At 33.0% G+C, this 18052-nt stretch carries 18 protein-coding genes; 10 read left to right on the forward strand and 8 right to left on the reverse strand.

What is annotated here, in order from left to right:
• The first annotated feature begins 117 nt into the window (after positions 1–117).
• From EB239_RS06455 to larC (EB239_RS15240), 7 genes are all read left to right on the forward strand, one after another.
• The gene (locus tag EB239_RS06455) at positions 118–609 is read left to right on the forward strand and encodes a hypothetical protein (RefSeq protein WP_003870899.1); all 492 of its coding nucleotides are present in this window, start codon (positions 118–120) and stop codon (positions 607–609) included.
• A gap of 66 nt (positions 610–675) precedes the next feature.
• Positions 676–1191 (forward strand): CDP-diacylglycerol--glycerol-3-phosphate 3-phosphatidyltransferase, encoded by a 516-nt coding sequence (gene pgsA, locus EB239_RS06460; protein ID WP_003870898.1) that lies wholly within the window; start codon positions 676–678, stop codon positions 1189–1191.
• Positions 1192–1249: 58 nt separating this feature from the next.
• Positions 1250–3310 carry a methyl-accepting chemotaxis protein gene (locus tag EB239_RS06465; protein WP_003870897.1) on the forward strand — a complete coding sequence of 687 codons (2061 nt, stop codon included), beginning with the start codon at positions 1250–1252 and terminating at the stop codon, positions 3308–3310.
• Positions 3311–3458: 148 nt separating this feature from the next.
• The gene (gene larE / locus EB239_RS06470; protein WP_003870896.1) at positions 3459–4259 is read left to right on the forward strand and encodes an ATP-dependent sacrificial sulfur transferase LarE; all 801 of its coding nucleotides are present in this window, start codon (positions 3459–3461) and stop codon (positions 4257–4259) included.
• Positions 4252–5010, forward strand: a complete 759-nt coding sequence (gene larB, locus EB239_RS06475) for a nickel pincer cofactor biosynthesis protein LarB (protein WP_003870895.1) — start codon at positions 4252–4254, stop codon at positions 5008–5010. Before larE ends, larB begins: the two co-directional genes overlap by 8 nt.
• Positions 5010–5750, forward strand: a complete 741-nt coding sequence (gene larC / locus EB239_RS15235) for a nickel pincer cofactor biosynthesis protein LarC (RefSeq protein ID WP_003870894.1) — start codon at positions 5010–5012, stop codon at positions 5748–5750. Before larB ends, larC (EB239_RS15235) begins: the two co-directional genes overlap by 1 nt.
• Positions 5750–6181: a LarC family nickel insertion protein gene (gene larC, locus EB239_RS15240; RefSeq protein WP_003870893.1), complete on the forward strand. Its 432-nt coding sequence runs from the start codon at positions 5750–5752 to the stop codon at positions 6179–6181. The genes larC (EB239_RS15235) and larC (EB239_RS15240) overlap by 1 nt, the downstream gene beginning before the upstream one ends.
• A 299-nt stretch (positions 6182–6480) precedes the next feature.
• On the opposite strand, the gene EB239_RS06490 is transcribed toward larC (EB239_RS15240), so the two are convergent.
• Positions 6481–7821: a sensor histidine kinase gene (locus EB239_RS06490; protein ID WP_003870892.1), complete on the reverse strand. Its 1341-nt coding sequence runs from the start codon at positions 7819–7821 to the stop codon at positions 6481–6483.
• 2 nt (positions 7822–7823) lie between these two features.
• Positions 7824–8498: a response regulator transcription factor gene (locus EB239_RS06495; RefSeq protein ID WP_003867722.1), complete on the reverse strand. Its 675-nt coding sequence runs from the start codon at positions 8496–8498 to the stop codon at positions 7824–7826.
• 158 nt (positions 8499–8656) lie between these two features.
• Between EB239_RS06495 and EB239_RS06500 the strand changes: the two genes are divergently transcribed.
• Both EB239_RS06500 and EB239_RS06505 read left to right on the forward strand, forming a co-directional pair.
• Positions 8657–9550, forward strand: coding sequence for a YckD family protein (locus EB239_RS06500; RefSeq protein WP_003870891.1), 894 nt, complete (start codon positions 8657–8659; stop codon positions 9548–9550).
• A 215-nt stretch (positions 9551–9765) separates the two neighbouring features.
• Positions 9766–10323, forward strand: coding sequence for a DUF2680 domain-containing protein (locus tag EB239_RS06505; RefSeq protein WP_003870890.1), 558 nt, complete (start codon positions 9766–9768; stop codon positions 10321–10323).
• 144 nt (positions 10324–10467) lie between these two features.
• Here the strand turns inward: EB239_RS06505 and EB239_RS14960 are convergent, their stop codons facing one another.
• The 5 genes from EB239_RS14960 to EB239_RS06530 form a co-directional block, all read right to left on the reverse strand.
• A complete protein-coding gene (locus EB239_RS14960; RefSeq protein WP_003870889.1) occupies positions 10468–10851 on the reverse strand; it encodes a DUF6262 family protein in 384 nt (127 codons plus the stop codon).
• On the reverse strand, positions 10841–12799 hold the full coding sequence (locus tag EB239_RS06515; protein ID WP_003870888.1) for a tyrosine-type recombinase/integrase: 1959 nt from the start codon (positions 12797–12799) through the stop codon (positions 10841–10843). Before EB239_RS06515 ends, EB239_RS14960 begins: the two co-directional genes overlap by 11 nt.
• A complete protein-coding gene (locus EB239_RS06520) occupies positions 12796–13920 on the reverse strand; it encodes a tyrosine-type recombinase/integrase (RefSeq protein ID WP_318261371.1) in 1125 nt (374 codons plus the stop codon). Before EB239_RS06520 ends, EB239_RS06515 begins: the two co-directional genes overlap by 4 nt.
• A gap of 161 nt (positions 13921–14081) precedes the next feature.
• On the reverse strand, positions 14082–14630 hold the full coding sequence (locus EB239_RS06525; protein WP_003870886.1) for a biotin transporter BioY: 549 nt from the start codon (positions 14628–14630) through the stop codon (positions 14082–14084).
• Between the two features lie 135 nt (positions 14631–14765).
• A complete protein-coding gene (locus EB239_RS06530; RefSeq protein WP_003870885.1) occupies positions 14766–15188 on the reverse strand; it encodes a bifunctional nuclease family protein in 423 nt (140 codons plus the stop codon).
• A gap of 312 nt (positions 15189–15500) precedes the next feature.
• On the opposite strand from EB239_RS06530, the gene EB239_RS06535 reads away from it, so the two are divergent.
• Entirely contained in the window at positions 15501–16274 is a 774-nt protein-coding gene (locus tag EB239_RS06535) for a LuxR C-terminal-related transcriptional regulator (RefSeq protein WP_003870884.1), read from the forward strand.
• 452 nt (positions 16275–16726) lie between these two features.
• On the opposite strand, the gene EB239_RS06540 is transcribed toward EB239_RS06535, so the two are convergent.
• Positions 16727–18004 (reverse strand): transposase, encoded by a 1278-nt coding sequence (locus tag EB239_RS06540; protein WP_003869069.1) that lies wholly within the window; start codon positions 18002–18004, stop codon positions 16727–16729.
• Between the last annotated feature and the right edge of the window lie 48 nt (positions 18005–18052).

Below are 18052 nucleotides of genomic sequence, written 5' to 3' on the forward strand. Positions count from 1 at the left end.
GGCTTTCTCCTCTTTTTTATTTCTATATTGTTTATTTGTCGAAAATTATTTTCTGTTTTTAAGCAGGATTTTTGAAATTTGTAAAGAATATATATTTATAGATAGGTGGTGTTGAGAATGGGAGAAAATGGAAAAGTTTTAATTAAAGATTTAGAGAAAAAAGACAAAAAAATATTTTCCTTATGGTTGCAAGACATTAATGTGGTCAAATTTTTAATTGATTTGTTTAAAATATCTCGAGAGAAAGATAATGTTTTAAATATACCTTTTGGGAAGAATAGGAAAATGTTTGTGTTGGAAACAAAAGAAGGCGTGAAATTAGGCTTTTGTGTGTTATACGATATTGACTGGCAACAAAAAAGGAGCAGCATGTATATTTATATTGAGAAGAAGGAAAATGTAGAATTAGAAACTGCTCAAGAAATAATTAATTCGTTGCTGAGAAGGACGGCTTTAAAGTATAATTTAAGAGATATTGAAGTCCACACAAAAAATGACGTTTTTGCTAAATGTTTTACCAACATAGAAGACTTTAAAAAAGAAGAAGATGGATATAGTTTCCGAATAGCTTTGGATGAGATGAAGTTCCCAGCAAATATGGCCCGATAAGGGCCTTTTACTTTTGATTTTTTTGTATTATAATTTTATTAAACTTGACAGGCAGGGAGTGTTTACATGAATATACCAAACCTTCTCACTTTTATTAGGTTTTTGCTTATACCTCTTTTTGTTTATACTTTTTTTTATGTGCCTGAAGGAAACATTTATGCTGCACTGATTTTTATATTATCAGGTATTACGGATATTTTGGATGGTTATATAGCGAGGCACTATAACCAAGTGACAAAAATGGGTACTTTACTTGATCCTCTTGCGGACAAGTTGATGATACTTACCGTTTTGACCAGTTTATGGATAAAAGATTTAATTCCTTTTTTTATTATTGCTATTTTAATGATAAAAGAATTTTCAATGATAATAGGAGCCGCAATACTTTACAAAAAACAAAAAATTGCTATACCCGCAAACAATTACGGCAAAACTGCTACTTTTTTCTTTTATATAGCTATAATTTTTTCAATTTTTGAATGGCCTTATAGTTTTACATTGATGATCATAGCTTTAGCTTTAGCAATTTTAGCATTTTTTATTTATGCTTTTGAATTTTATAAAAGAGCAAGGAGAAATTAAACTTTTTACAAGGACAGGACGATATAAGAAATAGTATATCACTCTGGGGGGAGATATATTGAAAAAAGCTATAAATTTAAAAAAAATGAGGAATATCAATGAAGTATTGAATCTTAAAAAGCAGGTAAAACTTTCGAGAATACAAACAAAATTAAGTTTAATGATTATTGGCATTGTAATTTCTTCTTTGGCTTTAAGCGGGTACATATCTTATAGGTTTTCTGCGCAAGAAATTACTAATTCGACATTATCTAATATGAGCAATAGTGTTAGCTCAGTTAATCAAGAATTAAATCTTTATTTGGATAATACTGCAAGTAAACTCAGCTATTTTGCAAAGAGCGATTCTAATTTGTTAATTAAAGGAAATACAGAGGAAGAGACTACAGATAAAATAAACAGTGTCCTTATAAATTTAAAAAATATGACTCCTAATGCCTCTTTGATTTATTATGGGACATCTGATAAAAAAATTTATACTTTTCCACATGTTGATTTAAGTTCTGATTTTGACCCTACTACTAGACCGTGGTATACAGGGGCTGTGAAGGCTAATGGAAATCCTTTTTGGACAGATGCTTATAAAGATGAAGCAACTGGAAATTATGTAATTTCAGTATCTCAGTCCGTGTTGAATCCTCTTACTAATGAAGTGGTTGGCGTTGTAGGAATGGACTTAAATTTATATGGTATAGAAAATCTCCTAAAGGATGTCAAAATAGGACAGAATGGCATGGTCCTTTTAGTCGATAAAAATGGAATAGTTTTTTTGGATTCTACTAAAAAAATGATAGGAAGTAATTTCTATAAACAATCTTTTGCAAATTATGTTTTCAAAGAACAAAAAGGAGAAATACAAACACGCTTCAACAATGAAGACAGTGTTGTAATTTTTGATACTAATCCGACTACAGGATGGAAAGTCGTAGGAATTGTAAATAAATCTGATTATCTTTCTGGAGTGTCAAAAATTAATAATATTTTTATAGCAATTATAATCATATTTTCACTCATTTCGCTAGTTATCGCTTATCTATTTGCTAGAAACTTTACAAGACCAGTCTACAAAATGTTAACAGCCATGAATAAATTAAAAGAAGGAGATTTAACTTCCTTTATTGATGCAAGAAGAAAAGACGAATTTGGAGTGTTAGAAAGGGAATATAATGATACAGTACAAAAATTAAGGGCTATTGCAACAAAAGTTAAAGAGTCGAGTGTTTCTTTAATAGAAGCATCAACTCGTTTTAGAGAGATAAGCGACGAAACAGCACAATCAGTTCAAGATATTGCAAATGCCGTAGATGATATAGCAAAAGGGGCTAATGATCAAGCACAAGAAATATCGGTAAGCGTACAAAAGATATCGGAATTTGGAAATGATATAGATGAAATTTTGAAAACTACCGAAGAAATGAAGAGATATTCAGATAAAGCAGAAGATGTCAAAGCTGATGGTTTGAAAAAGTTAGAGGCTTTAAAACAAAGTTCAGAGGAGACAAATAAGGCAACATTTTATGTTTTTGAAACTATTAACAAAATCAAGGAAAATTCTCATAAGATAAGTGCTATAACAGCAGTGATAGAAGAAATTGCGGATAAGACAAACCTTTTATCATTAAACGCTGCAATTGAAGCAGCCCGTGCCGGAGAAGCTGGACGTGGTTTTGCTGTTGTAGCCGAAGAAGTAAAAAAATTGGCTCAGCAATCTGCAGAATCTACCAATCAAATAAAAGACATAATAGAAAAGATGCAACAAGCAATTGATATGGCTACAAATGCTATGCAGTCGGCGGACAAAAGCATTGAAAAACAAAATCAAGCTGTAAAAGATACGCAAAATGCTTTTATGGAGTTTGAAGCTTTTATAAGTGGAATTACAAAAATGATAGACAATATAAATTCCTTGATGAATGCCATGGAAGAAAAGAAAAATGAAATTGTCATATCGATGGAAAGTATTTCTGCAATTTCAGAAGAGACAGCGGCTTCTACTGAAGAAGTAAGTGCTTCTACAGAAGAGCAGCTTTCAGCTGTAGAAAACCTAACAGATTCAGCTAAGAATTTAGAAGAGGTAGCAGTGAAATTAGATGAGGCTGTGAAGATTTTTAAAATTTAGATAGATTAAAAAGCGCTTAAAGGCCTTTACTTTTAAGCGCTTTGACATTTTGTTTATTTTAATATATGTGATAAAATAGTTATACACAGTATAGATGGGTATACCATAGGGGGGTGTTAATATAGAAATTAAAGAGAAGCTAAGGAAATTGCAAGAATATTTGTCAAGGTTAGATAACGCATTAATTGCTTTTTCTGGAGGTGTAGATAGCACTTTTTTGGCAAAAGTAAGTTACGATGTTTTAGGGAATAGAGTATTAGCTGTTACTGCCACTTCTCCGATGCATCCTAAAAGTGAATTAAAAGAAGCTGTAGAGCTTGCTAAAAAAATAGGACTCCCCCACTTGGTTGTGGAGTTTAATGATATTCTTGAAATAGAAGAATTTAAAAAAAATCCTTTAAATAGGTGCTATATATGTAAATCCAATTTATTTTCAAGGTTTAAAGCTATTGCAGAAGAAAAGGGCTTCAAATATATCCTAGAAGGCACAAATGCAGATGATGTGTCTGATTTTAGACCAGGAAGAAGGGCTTTAAAAGAATTAGGAATTTTAAGCCCTTTGTTAGAATGTGGTATAAAAAAAGAAGAGATAAGAATTTTATCTAAAGAGATGGGGCTTCCTACATGGTGGAAACCTTCTTATGCATGTCTTGCTTCAAGGATTCCTTACGGAGAAAAGATAACTTATGATAAGCTTTCTATGGTAGAAAAGGCAGAAGAGGATTTGAAAGACTTAGGTTTTTCAGGATTTAGAGTGAGATACCATGGAGATGTTGCAAGGATTGAACTTCCAAAGGAGCAGATGGAGACAATTTTTGAAGAAGGTATAAGGGAGGAAGTTGTAAAAAGGATTAAAGATGCTGGATTTAAGTATGTAGCACTGGATTTAGAAGGATACAGAACTGGCAGCTTAAATGAACCTCATGTGAAGGTGGTAAAAAATGTATAATGAGAAAATATTGCAAATTTTAATGGAGTTCAAACAAAACAAGTTATCAATAGATGAAGCGCTAGAAGCTTTAAAGAAACTTCCTTATGAAGATTTGGGATTTGCTAAAATTGATTATCACAGAGAGATAAGAAAGGGATTTCCTGAAGTGATTTTTTGTCAAGGAAAGACTCCCCAGCAGGTTAGAGAAATTGCTTTTAATATGTATAAAAATGGGAGTGATGTTTTAGGGACAAGAGCCTCACAACAACATTTTGAAGCAGTGAAAGAGGTAGTAGAAAAAGCAGTCTATTATGAGGAAGCTCGTATAATTTCTATAAGAAATACGCCAATAAATAAGACAAAAGGCATAATTGGAGTAGTGGCTGCTGGAACTTCTGATTTGCCTGTTGCTGAAGAAGCGGCTATTACTGCAGAACTTATGGGAAACACTGTGAAGAGATTTTATGATGTTGGAGTTGCAGGATTACATAGGCTTTTAGATAAATTAGATGAAATCAGACAATGCCGTGTATTGATTGCAGTTGCTGGTATGGAAGGAGCACTTCCTACTGTTTTAGGAGGATTGGTTAGCTCTCCTATAATTGCAGTACCTACAAGCGTAGGATATGGTGCTAACTTTCACGGTTTGTCCGCTCTTTTGACTATGCTTAATTCCTGTGCCAGTGGCGTAAGTGTTGTAAATATTGATAACGGTTTTGGTGCGGCTTATTCTGCCAGTTTAATAAATAGGATAGGGGAGAAATCATAATGAAAGTCTTATATTTTGACTGTTTTGCTGGAATTTCTGGAGATATGACTATTGCTTCATTATTATCTCATGTAGATGTAGAAGAGTTTAAAAAGAAGGTAAAGAAGATAGCTTTGGACAATTTTGATATAGAGATAGGTGAAACGCAAAAGAACAGTATAAGTGCTAAGACTTTTAAGGTATTGTATGAAGAAAAGCATCATCACCATCATAGGCATATGAAAGATGTGAGAGAAATCATCGAGAAGAGTGATTTGGGAAAAGAAGTCAAGAAAATGAGTATTGAGATGTTTGAGAAATTAGCAGAAGCAGAGGCAAAAGTGCATGGCAAATCTCCCGAAGAAGTGCATTTTCATGAAGTGGGGGCAGTAGATTCTATAGTAGATATAATAGGTACGGCGATACTTATAGACATGATAAAGCCAGATAAGATTGTTTCTTCTCCATTGCCAGTAAGTTCAGGCTTTGTAGATACTCAACACGGTCTTATACCTGTGCCTGCACCAGCAACAGCTGAACTTTTAAAAGGGATACCTGTGTATAAAAGCGATATAGAAGGCGAAATTGTGACGCCAACTGGTGCTTCTATTGTAAAAACTTTAGTAAATGAATTTGGTGGTATACCGGATATGACTATAAATTCTATAGGATATGGAGCTGGTACCAAAGATTTGGAAATACCAAATGTTTTGAGGACATATGTGGGAGAGGAAGAGGTAAAAAAAAACCTGAGTCATTGATGATTTTAGAGACTAATATAGATGATATGAATCCAGAGTTTTATCAGTATCTATTTGAAAAACTTTTTGAAAACGGGGCATTGGATGTGTTTTTGATTCCTATTATCATGAAAAAGCAAAGGCCGGGTACGCTCATTACTGTAATTTGTGAGAAAGAAAATGCTGATAAATTAAAGGAGATAATTTTTAAAGAAACTTCTACTTTTGGCATAAGGTATTATGAAGTTTTAAGGCATAAACTGGATAGGGATTTTTCAATTGTGGAAACTCCTTACGGAAAAGTAAGGGTTAAAAAGGGCTATTTAAATGGAAAACTTATTAAAGCGTATCCTGAGTATGAAGATGTTAAAGCCATTGCTGAAAAGACTGGGAATTCAATTAGCGATATTTACCGGAATGTGATAAGACACATTGATTTGCTATTTTTTTAAAGATTGAAAGCGGGGTTAACCCGCTCAGACTGTAGACAAACTTTCGTAAAGGAGATATTTTGCATAAGGAGCGACTTGTTACAAAGCGGTAACAAAACTTAGCAAGACCGAGGGGGGAGGCAGGGCCGAAGCCATGGATGGCGGAGGCGGGCACCTTAAGGCATGGATGCCGATTGTGCCCGGTACCCTGCCGGAGCCCGAAGGTCGAGCTTTAGTTTTGTCGCTTTGGAACATCGGAGCGACGATGCAAAATATCTCCTTTTGAATATTTTTTAACTTTGTCAACAAACTGAGCGGGGTTAACCCGCTTTTAGTGTGAAATAAAAAGTAGTACCTATTTTTTCTTTGCTTTCTATTCCATATTTACTGCCGTGCAATGTCAATATTTCTTTTACTATTGCAAGTCCAAGCCCTGTGCCTGATTTGTTTCCTTTATAATATCTGTCAAAGATGTGCTCTAAATCTTTTTGAGGGATGCCGCATCCCGTATCTGATACTTTAATTAAAATTTCTTTATCTTGAGGCTCTGCAGTTATAGTAAGAATTCCGCCATTTTCCATACTCGCCATAGCATTGCTTATTATATTTATAATTACCCGTTTTATCATTTCCCTATCCGCTATTACCTTAAGCTTAAGATTATTAAGCTTTACTTCTATATTTTTTTCTAAAATTTGAATTTCAAATATGTCTAAAGTTTCAAATATAAGTTTTTCTAAATCTATAGGTTCCTCTTTTATTTCTACCATTCCTGATTGGAGCTTAGAAAGCTGTAACACGTCGTCTACTAATTTAGACATTCTCTCTGTTTCTTTAATCACTGTATTTAAATATTTTTCTCTTTTTTCTTTATCGTCTCCATAGTAGTCTAAAAGCATTTCAGAATATCCACGTATAAGGCCAAGAGGTGTTTTTAAATCATGGCTTATATTTGCAATCAGATCTTTTCTAAATTTATCTGTAATAGACAGCTGCTTTACCATTGTGTTCATAGATTTTGCAAGGTCTCCTAATTCATCTTCTTCTTTGTAATTTATTTTGACATCTAAATTTCCAGAAGCGATTTGGTGAGCAGCGTTTTTTAGTATTTGTATGGGTCGAGTAAATTTTTTTGACATATAGACGGATATAGATAATATGGCAATTAGTGTGATGACAAAAATCCACCAAAAAACTTGCTTAAAAAGATTGACAGAATCGTTTATAGCGGCGATAGGAATGCTCATTATTAAAGTAGCGGGTTTTCCGTTATATAAAAAAGGTCTTACAATAGAAAGATATTCTATATGCAAAAAAGGATGCTCATATTTTACAACTTTTACAGTGTTTGTAGGACGAAGAAATATTTCAGGGATTCCCAATCCCCTACCGTATCCTCTGTTATCTCCCGCGATTATTATGTTATTTTCTGTTATTGCCACAACTCTGGCACTAGATTTGTCGATAAGTTTACTTATAAGTATTTCATCGTTGTTATTTATTGCTTCTACAATTTTTTCACTGTAATTTTTAAGTTGATTTATTTTGTAATAAGAGTATATCTTATTAATAAAAACTACTTGAGTAAGCCAAAACATAGATAAAATTATAAGGCCTATGATAAGGTAAGAGATAAAAAGCTTTTTTCTTATTCCTTTCAAATTTATTCACCATCCAATTTGTAACCTATTCCCCAAACTGTTTTTATGAGTTTGCGCTTTTCTCCTAATTTTTCTCTCAACTGTTTTATATGGGTGTCTACGGTTCTTAAATCTCCATAAAAATCATATCCCCATACTTCATTAAGGCACTTTTCGCGGGATACAACTTTTCCTTTATTATCTATTAAGAGTTTTAAAAGGTCAAATTCTTTTGGCGTAAGGTCAATTTTTTCTCCATCAACCGTGACTTCTCTAGAACTTACATTTATAGAAATTCCTTCATATTCTGTTTTCCCATCTTCTTCTGAAGCTCCATAAGTTCTTGACAAAATTGCTTTAACGCGAGCGATTACTTCTTTAGGGCTAAAAGGTTTTACAACGTAATCATCTGCTCCTAATTCAAACCCTAAAAGTTTATCATACTCTTCTCCTCTTGCTGTTATCATCATTACAGGCACTTTTGACTTTTCTCTAATTGTTTTTAAAAGGCTCCAACCACTTATATCTGGAAGCATTATATCTAAAAGGATTATGCTTATATCTTTATTATTATTAAAATATTCAAGCCCTATTTTGCCATTTTCAGCTACCAATACTTCATATCCATTATTTTCTAAATAAGTTTTTAAAATATCTCTCATTCCTTCTTCGTCTTCAATTACTAAAACTTTTTGCATAAAAAACACCTCCCATCTTTAGTTTAATTATTTTTTACTCAGTTTACAACATTTAAAATTAAACTTCACACTTTCCTCACAAATTATATAAAATTACGTCAAACTATTTGGGTATCATAAAGAATGAAAAGGAAAAATTTAAAAGGAGGTATCCATATATGAAGAGAAACAAATGGTTAATAGTTTTAGCAGTTGTATTGGCTTTAGCAATTCCTTTGACAGTTTTTGCAGCAAATACTGATTCACCACTGACAAACAGCATAAAAGGCTTTTTTGGAATTGACACATCAAAGCTTACACCAGAGCAAAAGCAAATAATTACAGATTACAACAAAAAAATAGCCGACCTTGAAAAAGAGTTTATAAACAAACTCTTATCAGAAGGGCTTATAACTCAACAACAAGCAGATAATATAATTAAAAACATTGATAGCAAAGTTTCTAAAGCAAATCAAGACAATGTTCCCTTCTTCATTGGTGGCGGAAGAGGATTTGACAAAGGATATTTTGGAATAGGCCCAATTGATACTTCAAAGCTTACAGAACAACAAAAAGCAGCTTTGACAGAAATATACAAACAAATGGCGTCACTTCAGAAGGATATAGTAAACAAATTGGTATCTGAAGGATTATTGACTCAAGACCAAGCAAACAAAATCACAAGTGCGATAGATAATGCAATAGCTAATGCTGATAAAAAAGGCTATGCTATGTTTGGTGGCAACGATGGATTAGGGTTTATTTTGAGAGGTGTTGATCCATCTAAATTGACAGACCAGCAAAAGAATGAGTTAATCAATTATTACAAACAAATGGCACAATTGCAAAAACAATTAGTTGATAAATTTGTAAGCTTTGGAGTTATTACTCAGGACCAAGGAAATACGATTAAAAATAGAATTGATACAATGGTAAAAAATATGGAACAAAACGGATTGCCTCAAGGATTTTTCAAACATTTTGAAGGAAAAAGAAGAGATTTTAAAGGTAAATGGCAAAATGAAAATAATCAACAGAATAGTGTTCCACAAAGCTCCAATAATTCGATTTGATGAATTTAATATTTGATTGTTAGAAGAGGTGGTGGGAAGCCATCTCTTTTTTATATTGTCAAAACTTTATAGATTGCCAATACTCATATTAATTTAAACGAATTTTCACACATCCTTCACAAATTCAATATGGTTACCTCAAACTAAAAGGTTATTATATAAGTGTAACAAATAAAAAACAAAAAACAAAAATCAAAAAAGGAGTGTGGTTTTAAATGAATTTCAAAAAGGTAGTAGCAGTAGTACTTACAGGAGGTATGCTTTTAAGTGGAATAGCTGCTTATGCAGCCACAACTGGCAATACAGCTAGTTCTTCAACGCCACCTCAATATTCTACGACAGCACCAAGATACGGAATGAGTAGAAATGCAGATTTTCTTGCAAAACTGACTGGTAAGACAGCAGATGAAATTTTAAGTGAACTTCAATCAGGGAAAACAATAGTTCAGATTGCAGAAGAAAATGGCATAACACTTGACAATCTGAAAAAAGCTTTAATTGAGCAAAAAGAAGGGTTTATAGACCAATTAGTTAAAGATGGTAAAATAACTCAGGATAGGGCTGACACAATCAAAAAAACCATTGAAGACAAGATAAATTCATGGGATGGAACCTGTCAATATGGTAAAGGTTCAGGTGTAGGTTTAGGTCTTGGACTTGGAAAAAATAGCAATGGCAATACAGGTGTAGGCTTGGGAGCAGGTTTTGGTGCTAAAGGAGCGCATAAAGGAGCAGGCTATAGAGGAAACTTTGGACCAACTGTTCAGCAGTAATGAAAAAAGGCAAGGTTTGCGTTATCTGAACTCCAAATGAGGCAGGTCTTATAAACAAAGGCCTGCCTCATTGTATATATGTAAACAATGTAAAACTAAACTGTAATAATAGATAGGGTGCATGATGCATTATACGAATGAACCTTAAATACCTTTATCGTAATCTTCGCCATATCTACGTGCCAAAATGCCTTTTAAGCGTTGGACTTCTTTCTCTAACTCTTTTATACGCTTGTTTTTTGCAGCGATAAGGACATCTTTGCTTGCATCCGTCATCTCCCGTTTTACTTGCTTTAGAGAAGGTAGTCCTTCTTGCTGTTTTCGGAGTGTATCAATACGGTCATAATGGTTATCATAAAGGTATTTTTTTGAAACATTGGCTCTTTCAGCAACACTATTAAAGTTAATCTTCTCTTTTTCCTTCAAAAGTTGCTGTATGGCTTTATCAACTCTTTCCTGACATTCTTCCGACTTCTTTTCTCTGGCTTTAGCAAGACCTTCAGTATTTCGCTTATGGTCACTTGTCATTGTTTCTTTCCTCCCCGATATACTCACGACCTTTTTTACCTGCTTTATGGTGTATCTTTCCTTCCTTTAGTACCTTTAAAATCTCTTCATAACGCTTTAAAAGGCTCATATTCTTCTCAACCCATACAGTACGTCCTTGTGCTTTACCACGTTCAATAAGGGCCTTTGTCTCCTGTATTTCAAGTTCATACTGTGGTATAAAATCTGGAGTGGTACAAAGGTTTCTACAGGTAAGGCAAGGATTTAATTGTGTATGACATTCCTGCTTTTTAGGCTTCATGCAATACCCAAGAGGCATTCTCACAGCATCAAGATTGTGTCGGATGTACTCCCATTCAATTACATCCTCATTCTGTATGTCAGAAATATTAATTTTTTTGATTTTACCTGATTCGTCAATCTTGAATAGCCCCTGTTTTGTTGCTTCTTCCCATGATTTGCGCATGGTTGTATCAAGAATTTTAGCATAACAGAGTGTCATTTCAGGGGAAGCATGAGCCATCCACTTCTGAACATGCAAGATGTTCATTCCGTTATTGATTAATTCAACTCCTTTGGTATGGCGAAAAGCATGGTTGCCAAAGTGAAATACATTACCTTGGTCATCAGTAATATTTTGATTTTTAGAAAGACGATTAAGTGCCTGTTGTATTAAATATCCTTGAGGGCAACGGCCTTTTCTTTTTCCATCAAACCTGACAAACAATAGATGATTGGGATTGTTGTCATCTGTACTTTTTTCTTTGACTTCATCAACTACTGCTTGTACAACTGCATAGACTTCATCGGTAATTGGTATACGATGGTTTAAAATCTGTGTTTTTAGAATATCTCCACAAAGATACCAACCTTGGGAAGTACGGTCTAAACAAGTATCATAACGCAAATTAAGAATATCCGATATTCGCCAGCCACTGGCTCTTAATAGAAAAACAATTGGGATGTATTCAGAAGGTGTTAAATGCTCCAGATTATCTTCCAACTGTTGAAGAACTCTTTCAGGAATATATTTAATATCATTTTCGGGCTTTTGAGGTTTTCTTGGAATATCCTCTTTGAATAATAAACATACAGATGGTAATTCAGGTGCTTCTGGATACATAGCACGTTGAATATAATCAAGGAAGATTCGTAAGGAAATTAGATATTCAATGTGCCTTTTTTTCCAACCAATTGTATATTCTCTATACCAGGATAAATAGTTCTCCATATGTTTTCGTGTCAGCATAGTTAAGTTTTTCCATGTAGGCTCTTGAGCATGAATGTATTTTGTAAATAGGCGTAGAGCCATAATGTCTGCTTCGCATTGTCCCTGTGAATTGTTGGTTGTTCTAAATTTTATAAATTTTTTAACTAATTCTCGAAATTCTACTGGTATATCTGAAAAATTGAGGTAATAATTAGATTTATTTTCTGTTATCTTTGCTCCAGGTATCTTTCGGCAATCCCAAATATCCTTTTCATATTCATCACGAGTATCATAAAGATTGGTAAAGAAAGAATATAATTGGTTAAAAACCGTCTCGTATTGCTTATTTGAAATTTCTCCGTCATCATTTATACTCATACCCTTGTCAACAAGAAAAGAACGCCATTGTAACAGAGCCTTGTCATATGTAATATCTACAATACTGGCTATGTGAGGATAATATTCATTAAGAAATTCAGCAAAACGGTTTAATGCAATACCATATGCAACAACGGTAATGAGCCTAATTTCCTTTTCCTGCAATCGGTAAGCATACATATACTTAACTTCATTTTTGATTGAAGAGCTAAAGGATGAAAAGTCAATAGTTTTATTGGATAAACTCCACTTTGCAGGGCGTAAGTCATCAAAAAAGGAATCTCTAATATCCCAAACATCATTACCCCAATAACCACTCAATAACTTCCTAATTTCTTGCTTTTTTTCTACTGTTGGTTTAACTTGATATGCAACACTCACTTTTTATCATTCTCCTTGGTTTTATTTTTTAACTTCATACGTTTTTCAGCCTGTTCCCAGTCTTTACGCATTTCTTCTTCGTCTGGATGTGAATATATCTGCATAGGTGTTTGAACATTCGACCATCCGCCACGTTGCTTAATCTTTTCAAATCCCCAACCTTGCTTCCGAAGTGTATCAAAATGACTGTGACGAAACATATGGGGAGTTACATATATGCCCGTTTTTTCACGTAACCTTTTAAATAGTGAAGCCACATCAGGATATTCCATAGGTTGATACTTGTTTTTTCCTGAAAGTTTAATAAAGACATGGTTTGTATCTACTTCATCAGTGTGATACTCTGCAACATAGTCCATATACAGGTTCATTAGGTCAGCAGATACATCTATCCTTCTTGGACTGCAAACTGTTTTAATATCAGCAAGGTTAGGCAATTCACCCCTGTCTTTAAGGTCAATCTTCCTTGCATCAATGATGAAATCCTCAAGCCATAAGGATAAACACTCACCTATACGGAATCCACTTTCCCAGAGCAGTTGTATAAGGAACTTGTCCCTCAAATTAGAACAAGCATCTATCAATATAGCGATTTTCTCTTTTGAAATGGTTTTTGGGCGTTTTTTTGGGACTTTAACCTTTAAAATTTTCGTATTGTAATCCCTGTTCTTGTTAATATGATATAAGAAATCCTTAAATTCTCTCCGAGAACCTGGTATCTGCTTTTTAAGCCTTTGAGATAATTGTATAGAATAATCATCAATCTTCATTAGATAGTCATAAAACTCAATAACACTTGATATGTAGGCATTAACAGTATTTGCTTGTAAAACATCTTGCGAAGGCTTTATTGATGATACTTTTACATTCCTATGTGGTGTTTGTAGCCATCTCATGAACTCTGCCATATCGTCTATGCTTATATCACGATAATCTCTGTCTTTTTGTTGAAGAAACTCAAAAAACTCCTTCAAATGATAACAGTATGCACGAAGAGTGTTCCTTGCTTTTCCAGCATTATCTTTAAATTTTAAAAACCTATACACTGACTCTACTGGCTCACCGTCATCATCAACAAGCAAGTATCGCTTCTGTCCTCCTAGTATAACTATTTCCTCCACTCTCAAGGGAACACCTCCTATGCAAAAATATTAATATACCAAGTATACTAAATATACTACAATTATTCAATATATATTAATATTTACTTATGTATAAAAATAATAGATAGAGCATACACAAAATACTGTGTAGCCTATCTATTATCATAGTTTAGTTAAGTTCAACCTTGCCTTTTTTCATTAGATTTTATAACAGGTTTTAATTTTAAAGTGAGATAGGAAGCGATAAATGCTTTGATTAAGTCGCCAGGTATAAAAGGAAGTGCCCCGGCTAAAATGGCTTTTTTAAATGGTATTCCTGTAACAAAAGAGAGCTGAGTTACTCCTAAAATATAAACAAAAATTATTGCAAATAAGAGATAGCTTATAAAAATATTAATAAAATTTGCTTTTTTATTTTTTAAAGTCAAAGAAATTAAAAAAGCTGCAAAGGGCCAACTTAAAATATATCCTCCTGTAGGTCCTACTAAAACATTTAAACCTCCTGTAAGTCCAGAAAAGACAGGTATTCCAATTGCACCTAAAAGGTCAAAAATAAAAAGGCTCAAAAATGCTGATGTAGGATTTAATAGACCTCCAGCTAACATTACTGCAAAAGTTTGTCCTGTGATAGGTACTGGAGAAAAAGGTAAGGGGATTTTTACAAAACCCATTATAAAAGTAATAGCAGCAAAAAGAGAAGCTAAAATCATGTCTTTAGTTTTTATCATATTTTTCCTCCTCATTGTATTATTACAACAATTATTATATTTTTTTTAAAAAGAATTGTCAACTATTTTTACATAATGGTTAACAATTCTTTAAAAAAGTAACCCTCTTAAATTTTTAAGAGGGCCAGTAGAATTTTAACTATCTCTATCATCAAATTTTAAATCTGCCATATCATAAGTGAATTCCGCTAAACGAATATTTATGAAAATTGGTATATCAGTTCGCATTGCCAAAGCTATCGCATCACTGGGTCTTGAGTCTAATTTTATAACTCTATCCCCTTGTTTTATATAAAGCTCTGCATAATAAGTGTCATCTTTTAAATCAGTAATTACAACTTTTTCAGGTTTTCCTCCAAGTTCTTCAATAACAGATTTTAAAAGGTCGGGGGTTAAAGGGCGAGGCGGTGTAATTCCCTGAAGAGGGATAGCTATGTTTTGAGCTTCCAGTGGACCTATAACTATAGGTAAAACTTTCTTTTCCTCTTCATCTGTCAATAGGACAGAGAAATTTCCTTCTACGTCCATCGTAATTGCCTTAACATGAAATTTTAACATTTTTTACACCTCGATTTAAAACATCTTCTTATTATCATTATATCATACTTATGCAAATTTAATCTGATTGTTTTTACACAGTCCGAGAACTCGATATAAATTGGGAAATATTAGGTGAAAAATGCATTTTCGTTCCCAAAATCGACACTTTCGTTCCAAAATCAACAAATTTTATAAATTAAGTGATATAATATAAAAAATGGGCGAAAAGTATGTTAAATTTTGCTTTAAGCCCCAAAAATGGTAAAGTTGTTAAGGCACTTGTAAAATCCATAAAAATACAGGGAGTGATAATTAATGAGGTGATGATATATGAAAAAGTTAATATTTAATGAAGTGCTTTATTCTCATAAAAGATGTTTAGAAATGGGACTTAAACAGTCTCTAGATACTCCTTTGATATTTTTAGAAGAGGAGGAGTTGCGGTTAAAAATAAGAGAAAATAACGAACTCATAGATGTTTTTAGAAAAAACGTTAATAGTATTTTCAAGCAACTCAAAGAGAGATACGTGTTTTTATTGACCGATACTGATGGGTACCTTTTGGAAATGGTATATGAAAAGAAAATCTATAATAATCTTGATAAATCAGGATTTAAAATAGGAACTTCTTTTAAGGAAGAGAGCTGTGGTACAAATGCTATTTCATTAGCGATGAGACTGAACCAACTAGTTTATTTAAAACCTGAACAACATTATTGCAATATTTTTAAAGAGTGGTATTGCATTGCTATACCTCTTATTATTGATGATGAGATAATAGGATATTTAGATTTATCAACAATAAAAGATAGTATGGTTGATGAAATGGTGGTGATTGTGGAATTATTGGCGTATAAGATTGTTAGTGACTATATAAGGATGTTTGGAAATAAAGCAAAGAATAGTAGAGTTAAGCTTAAAGAAGAACAGCTAAAAGTTCTAAAATTAGTTACGAAAGGATACAAAGATATCGTAATTGCAAAAGAACTTGGAATAAGCATAAATACCGTAAATTATCATAAAAGAAATATTTTCAAAAAATTGGATGTTCGGAGTACAAGAGAGGCAATTGCTAAAGCAATTCGAATGGGTTTAATAGAGTAAATTGTATTTATTACATTTTCTTTAGTTTGAGTTAATGACGGATGTTGTCTTGTTAGGAGAAGGATTTTTAACTATAACAGCATTACTTGATAAAGACTTAGTTTTGTACAATATACTTTACCTCCAGGGACTTTATGGCCAACATTTATGTCTGTACAGCAAATTATTTTAACGGAAGAAAGATAAAAATACAACGCAAAACTTATGAGAAAATTCTAAAACTTTCTCATAAGTTTTGCGTAAATATATAGGGATGTGCAAAATTAATTAAAATAATCATAATCAAAAACCAAAATATGTATTACATACAATATATAGTAATCAACACTGACAATCAAACATAAAGGAAGTGGTAAGGGAAAAGAAAAGACAAAAAGAGGAGCTAAAAAAGGGCATAAATATCCTGTAGAAGTCAAATGTTAAAAAATGGCATGAAATAGATTCAATAAAAATTAGGCCGATTGCATCAAAGCAACAAGAGATCTAAACTCATCATATTTGCCCAATTTAATAGCTACAATAGCGACAGTAAGCAAAGTAATATGGCCAAAAGTATTAAGGTTGCTCACAGAATTAATATTTCTAACATAAGCCTTTTCAAAATCCAGAGCTTTAAAGCGGGAATTATATCTTTCTGATTCAATTCTCAATTTGTAGACGGCCTTAAAATATAGGGAGTCTCTATTAATAGAGGACCTATAATCAGAAGATATAATAGCATACTTAGTACAGCCTCTATGCTTTTTGCCATTAAAATATTTAGGATGATTTATAGGGCAGGCAGAATCATCCTTAGAATTACAGAACTTGCAAACAAATTTTTGCTTAATAAAACCATCAAAATATTGCTTGCCATCTTTAAGCATTTTAATACCCGCTTCACAGACCATATAACCATCATCAGTCAGAGGGGGATTTTTAGAATTACGCTTGTTAAGAGGAATAAAGCAATGACCGTGGAGAATATTTCTAACATAATTATAAAGTTTCTTAACATCATAGCCTTTATCAGCAATAAAATTAACATACTTAAGGTTAAACCACTTATTAGTCTTCTCAAGCAAAGATAAAGCGGCTTCAAAATCAGGGGCATCAGCGGGGGTAGTAGTTTCAGCGATGGGTAAACCAGAGATAGCATCAACAATAATGTGATTTTTATAGCCCCAATAAAACTTATAGCGTTTATTAGAAGAATCGTTAGAAGCAGAATAAACGCCTAATTTACAATCCTTATCTGACTTAGGCTGATTATCTTTAGAGAATTTATTTTTAGAAAAAGACTTAGGGTTATTTAACTTAGTGTTAGCTTTAATAGGGGTAGAATCCATGGAAATAAACTCACCGGAGATAATACCCATATTTTTGAGGATATTGACCTGATTTTGAAAAATAGAGGTCAAATAATCATGAGAGAAGTCATTAATAAAACGGCGAAAAGTCCAATAAGAAGGAAGAGGTTTAGAAATGTCGAAGCCACAAAGATGAGCAATGATAAGATTATTGCGGAGATAATCTAAAAGGTCAGAAATTGTGCCGAATCTTTCAGCTTTCATGACAATAAAAGCTCTAAAAAGTGCATGGTGAGAATAACCCTTACGGCCAGGACTAGAGGAAGGGAATTCAGGTATTGAAGACAGGTCAAGATTTTCAAACATAGAAGAATAGAAATCAATTTTAGACTGAGAGGTAAAGAGTTCAGGTATATTTAAAAGCAATTGAAGCTGGTACATGTAGAATTTCCTCCTTCTTAAAAAATTTTTTATAGTGTATATATAATA

The sequence above is a fragment of the Thermoanaerobacter ethanolicus JW 200 genome, from assembly GCF_003722315.1.
Lineage (GTDB): Bacteria > Bacillota > Thermoanaerobacteria > Thermoanaerobacterales > Thermoanaerobacteraceae > Thermoanaerobacter > Thermoanaerobacter ethanolicus.

What these genes read in the sequence shown, in the direction of transcription:
- larC (WP_003870893.1), top strand. Translation starts at nt 5,750, where the DNA reads ATGATTTTAGAGACTAATATAGATGATATGAATCCAGAGTTTTATCAG.
- EB239_RS14960 (WP_003870889.1), bottom strand. Translation starts at nt 10,851, where the DNA reads ATGACAAGTGACCATAAGCGAAATACTGAAGGTCTTGCTAAAGCCAGA.
- pgsA (WP_003870898.1), top strand. Translation starts at nt 676, where the DNA reads ATGAATATACCAAACCTTCTCACTTTTATTAGGTTTTTGCTTATACCT.
- EB239_RS06495 (WP_003867722.1), bottom strand. Translation starts at nt 8,498, where the DNA reads ATGCAAAAAGTTTTAGTAATTGAAGACGAAGAAGGAATGAGAGATATT.
- larC (WP_003870894.1), top strand. Translation starts at nt 5,010, where the DNA reads ATGAAAGTCTTATATTTTGACTGTTTTGCTGGAATTTCTGGAGATATG.
- EB239_RS06530 (WP_003870885.1), bottom strand. Translation starts at nt 15,188, where the DNA reads ATGTTAAAATTTCATGTTAAGGCAATTACGATGGACGTAGAAGGAAAT.
- EB239_RS06455 (WP_003870899.1), top strand. Translation starts at nt 118, where the DNA reads ATGGGAGAAAATGGAAAAGTTTTAATTAAAGATTTAGAGAAAAAAGAC.
- EB239_RS06505 (WP_003870890.1), top strand. Translation starts at nt 9,766, where the DNA reads ATGAATTTCAAAAAGGTAGTAGCAGTAGTACTTACAGGAGGTATGCTT.
- EB239_RS06525 (WP_003870886.1), bottom strand. Translation starts at nt 14,630, where the DNA reads ATGATAAAAACTAAAGACATGATTTTAGCTTCTCTTTTTGCTGCTATT.
- EB239_RS06535 (WP_003870884.1), top strand. Translation starts at nt 15,501, where the DNA reads ATGAAAAAGTTAATATTTAATGAAGTGCTTTATTCTCATAAAAGATGT.
- EB239_RS06540 (WP_003869069.1), bottom strand. Translation starts at nt 18,004, where the DNA reads ATGTACCAGCTTCAATTGCTTTTAAATATACCTGAACTCTTTACCTCT.
- larB (WP_003870895.1), top strand. Translation starts at nt 4,252, where the DNA reads ATGTATAATGAGAAAATATTGCAAATTTTAATGGAGTTCAAACAAAAC.
- EB239_RS06500 (WP_003870891.1), top strand. Translation starts at nt 8,657, where the DNA reads ATGAAGAGAAACAAATGGTTAATAGTTTTAGCAGTTGTATTGGCTTTA.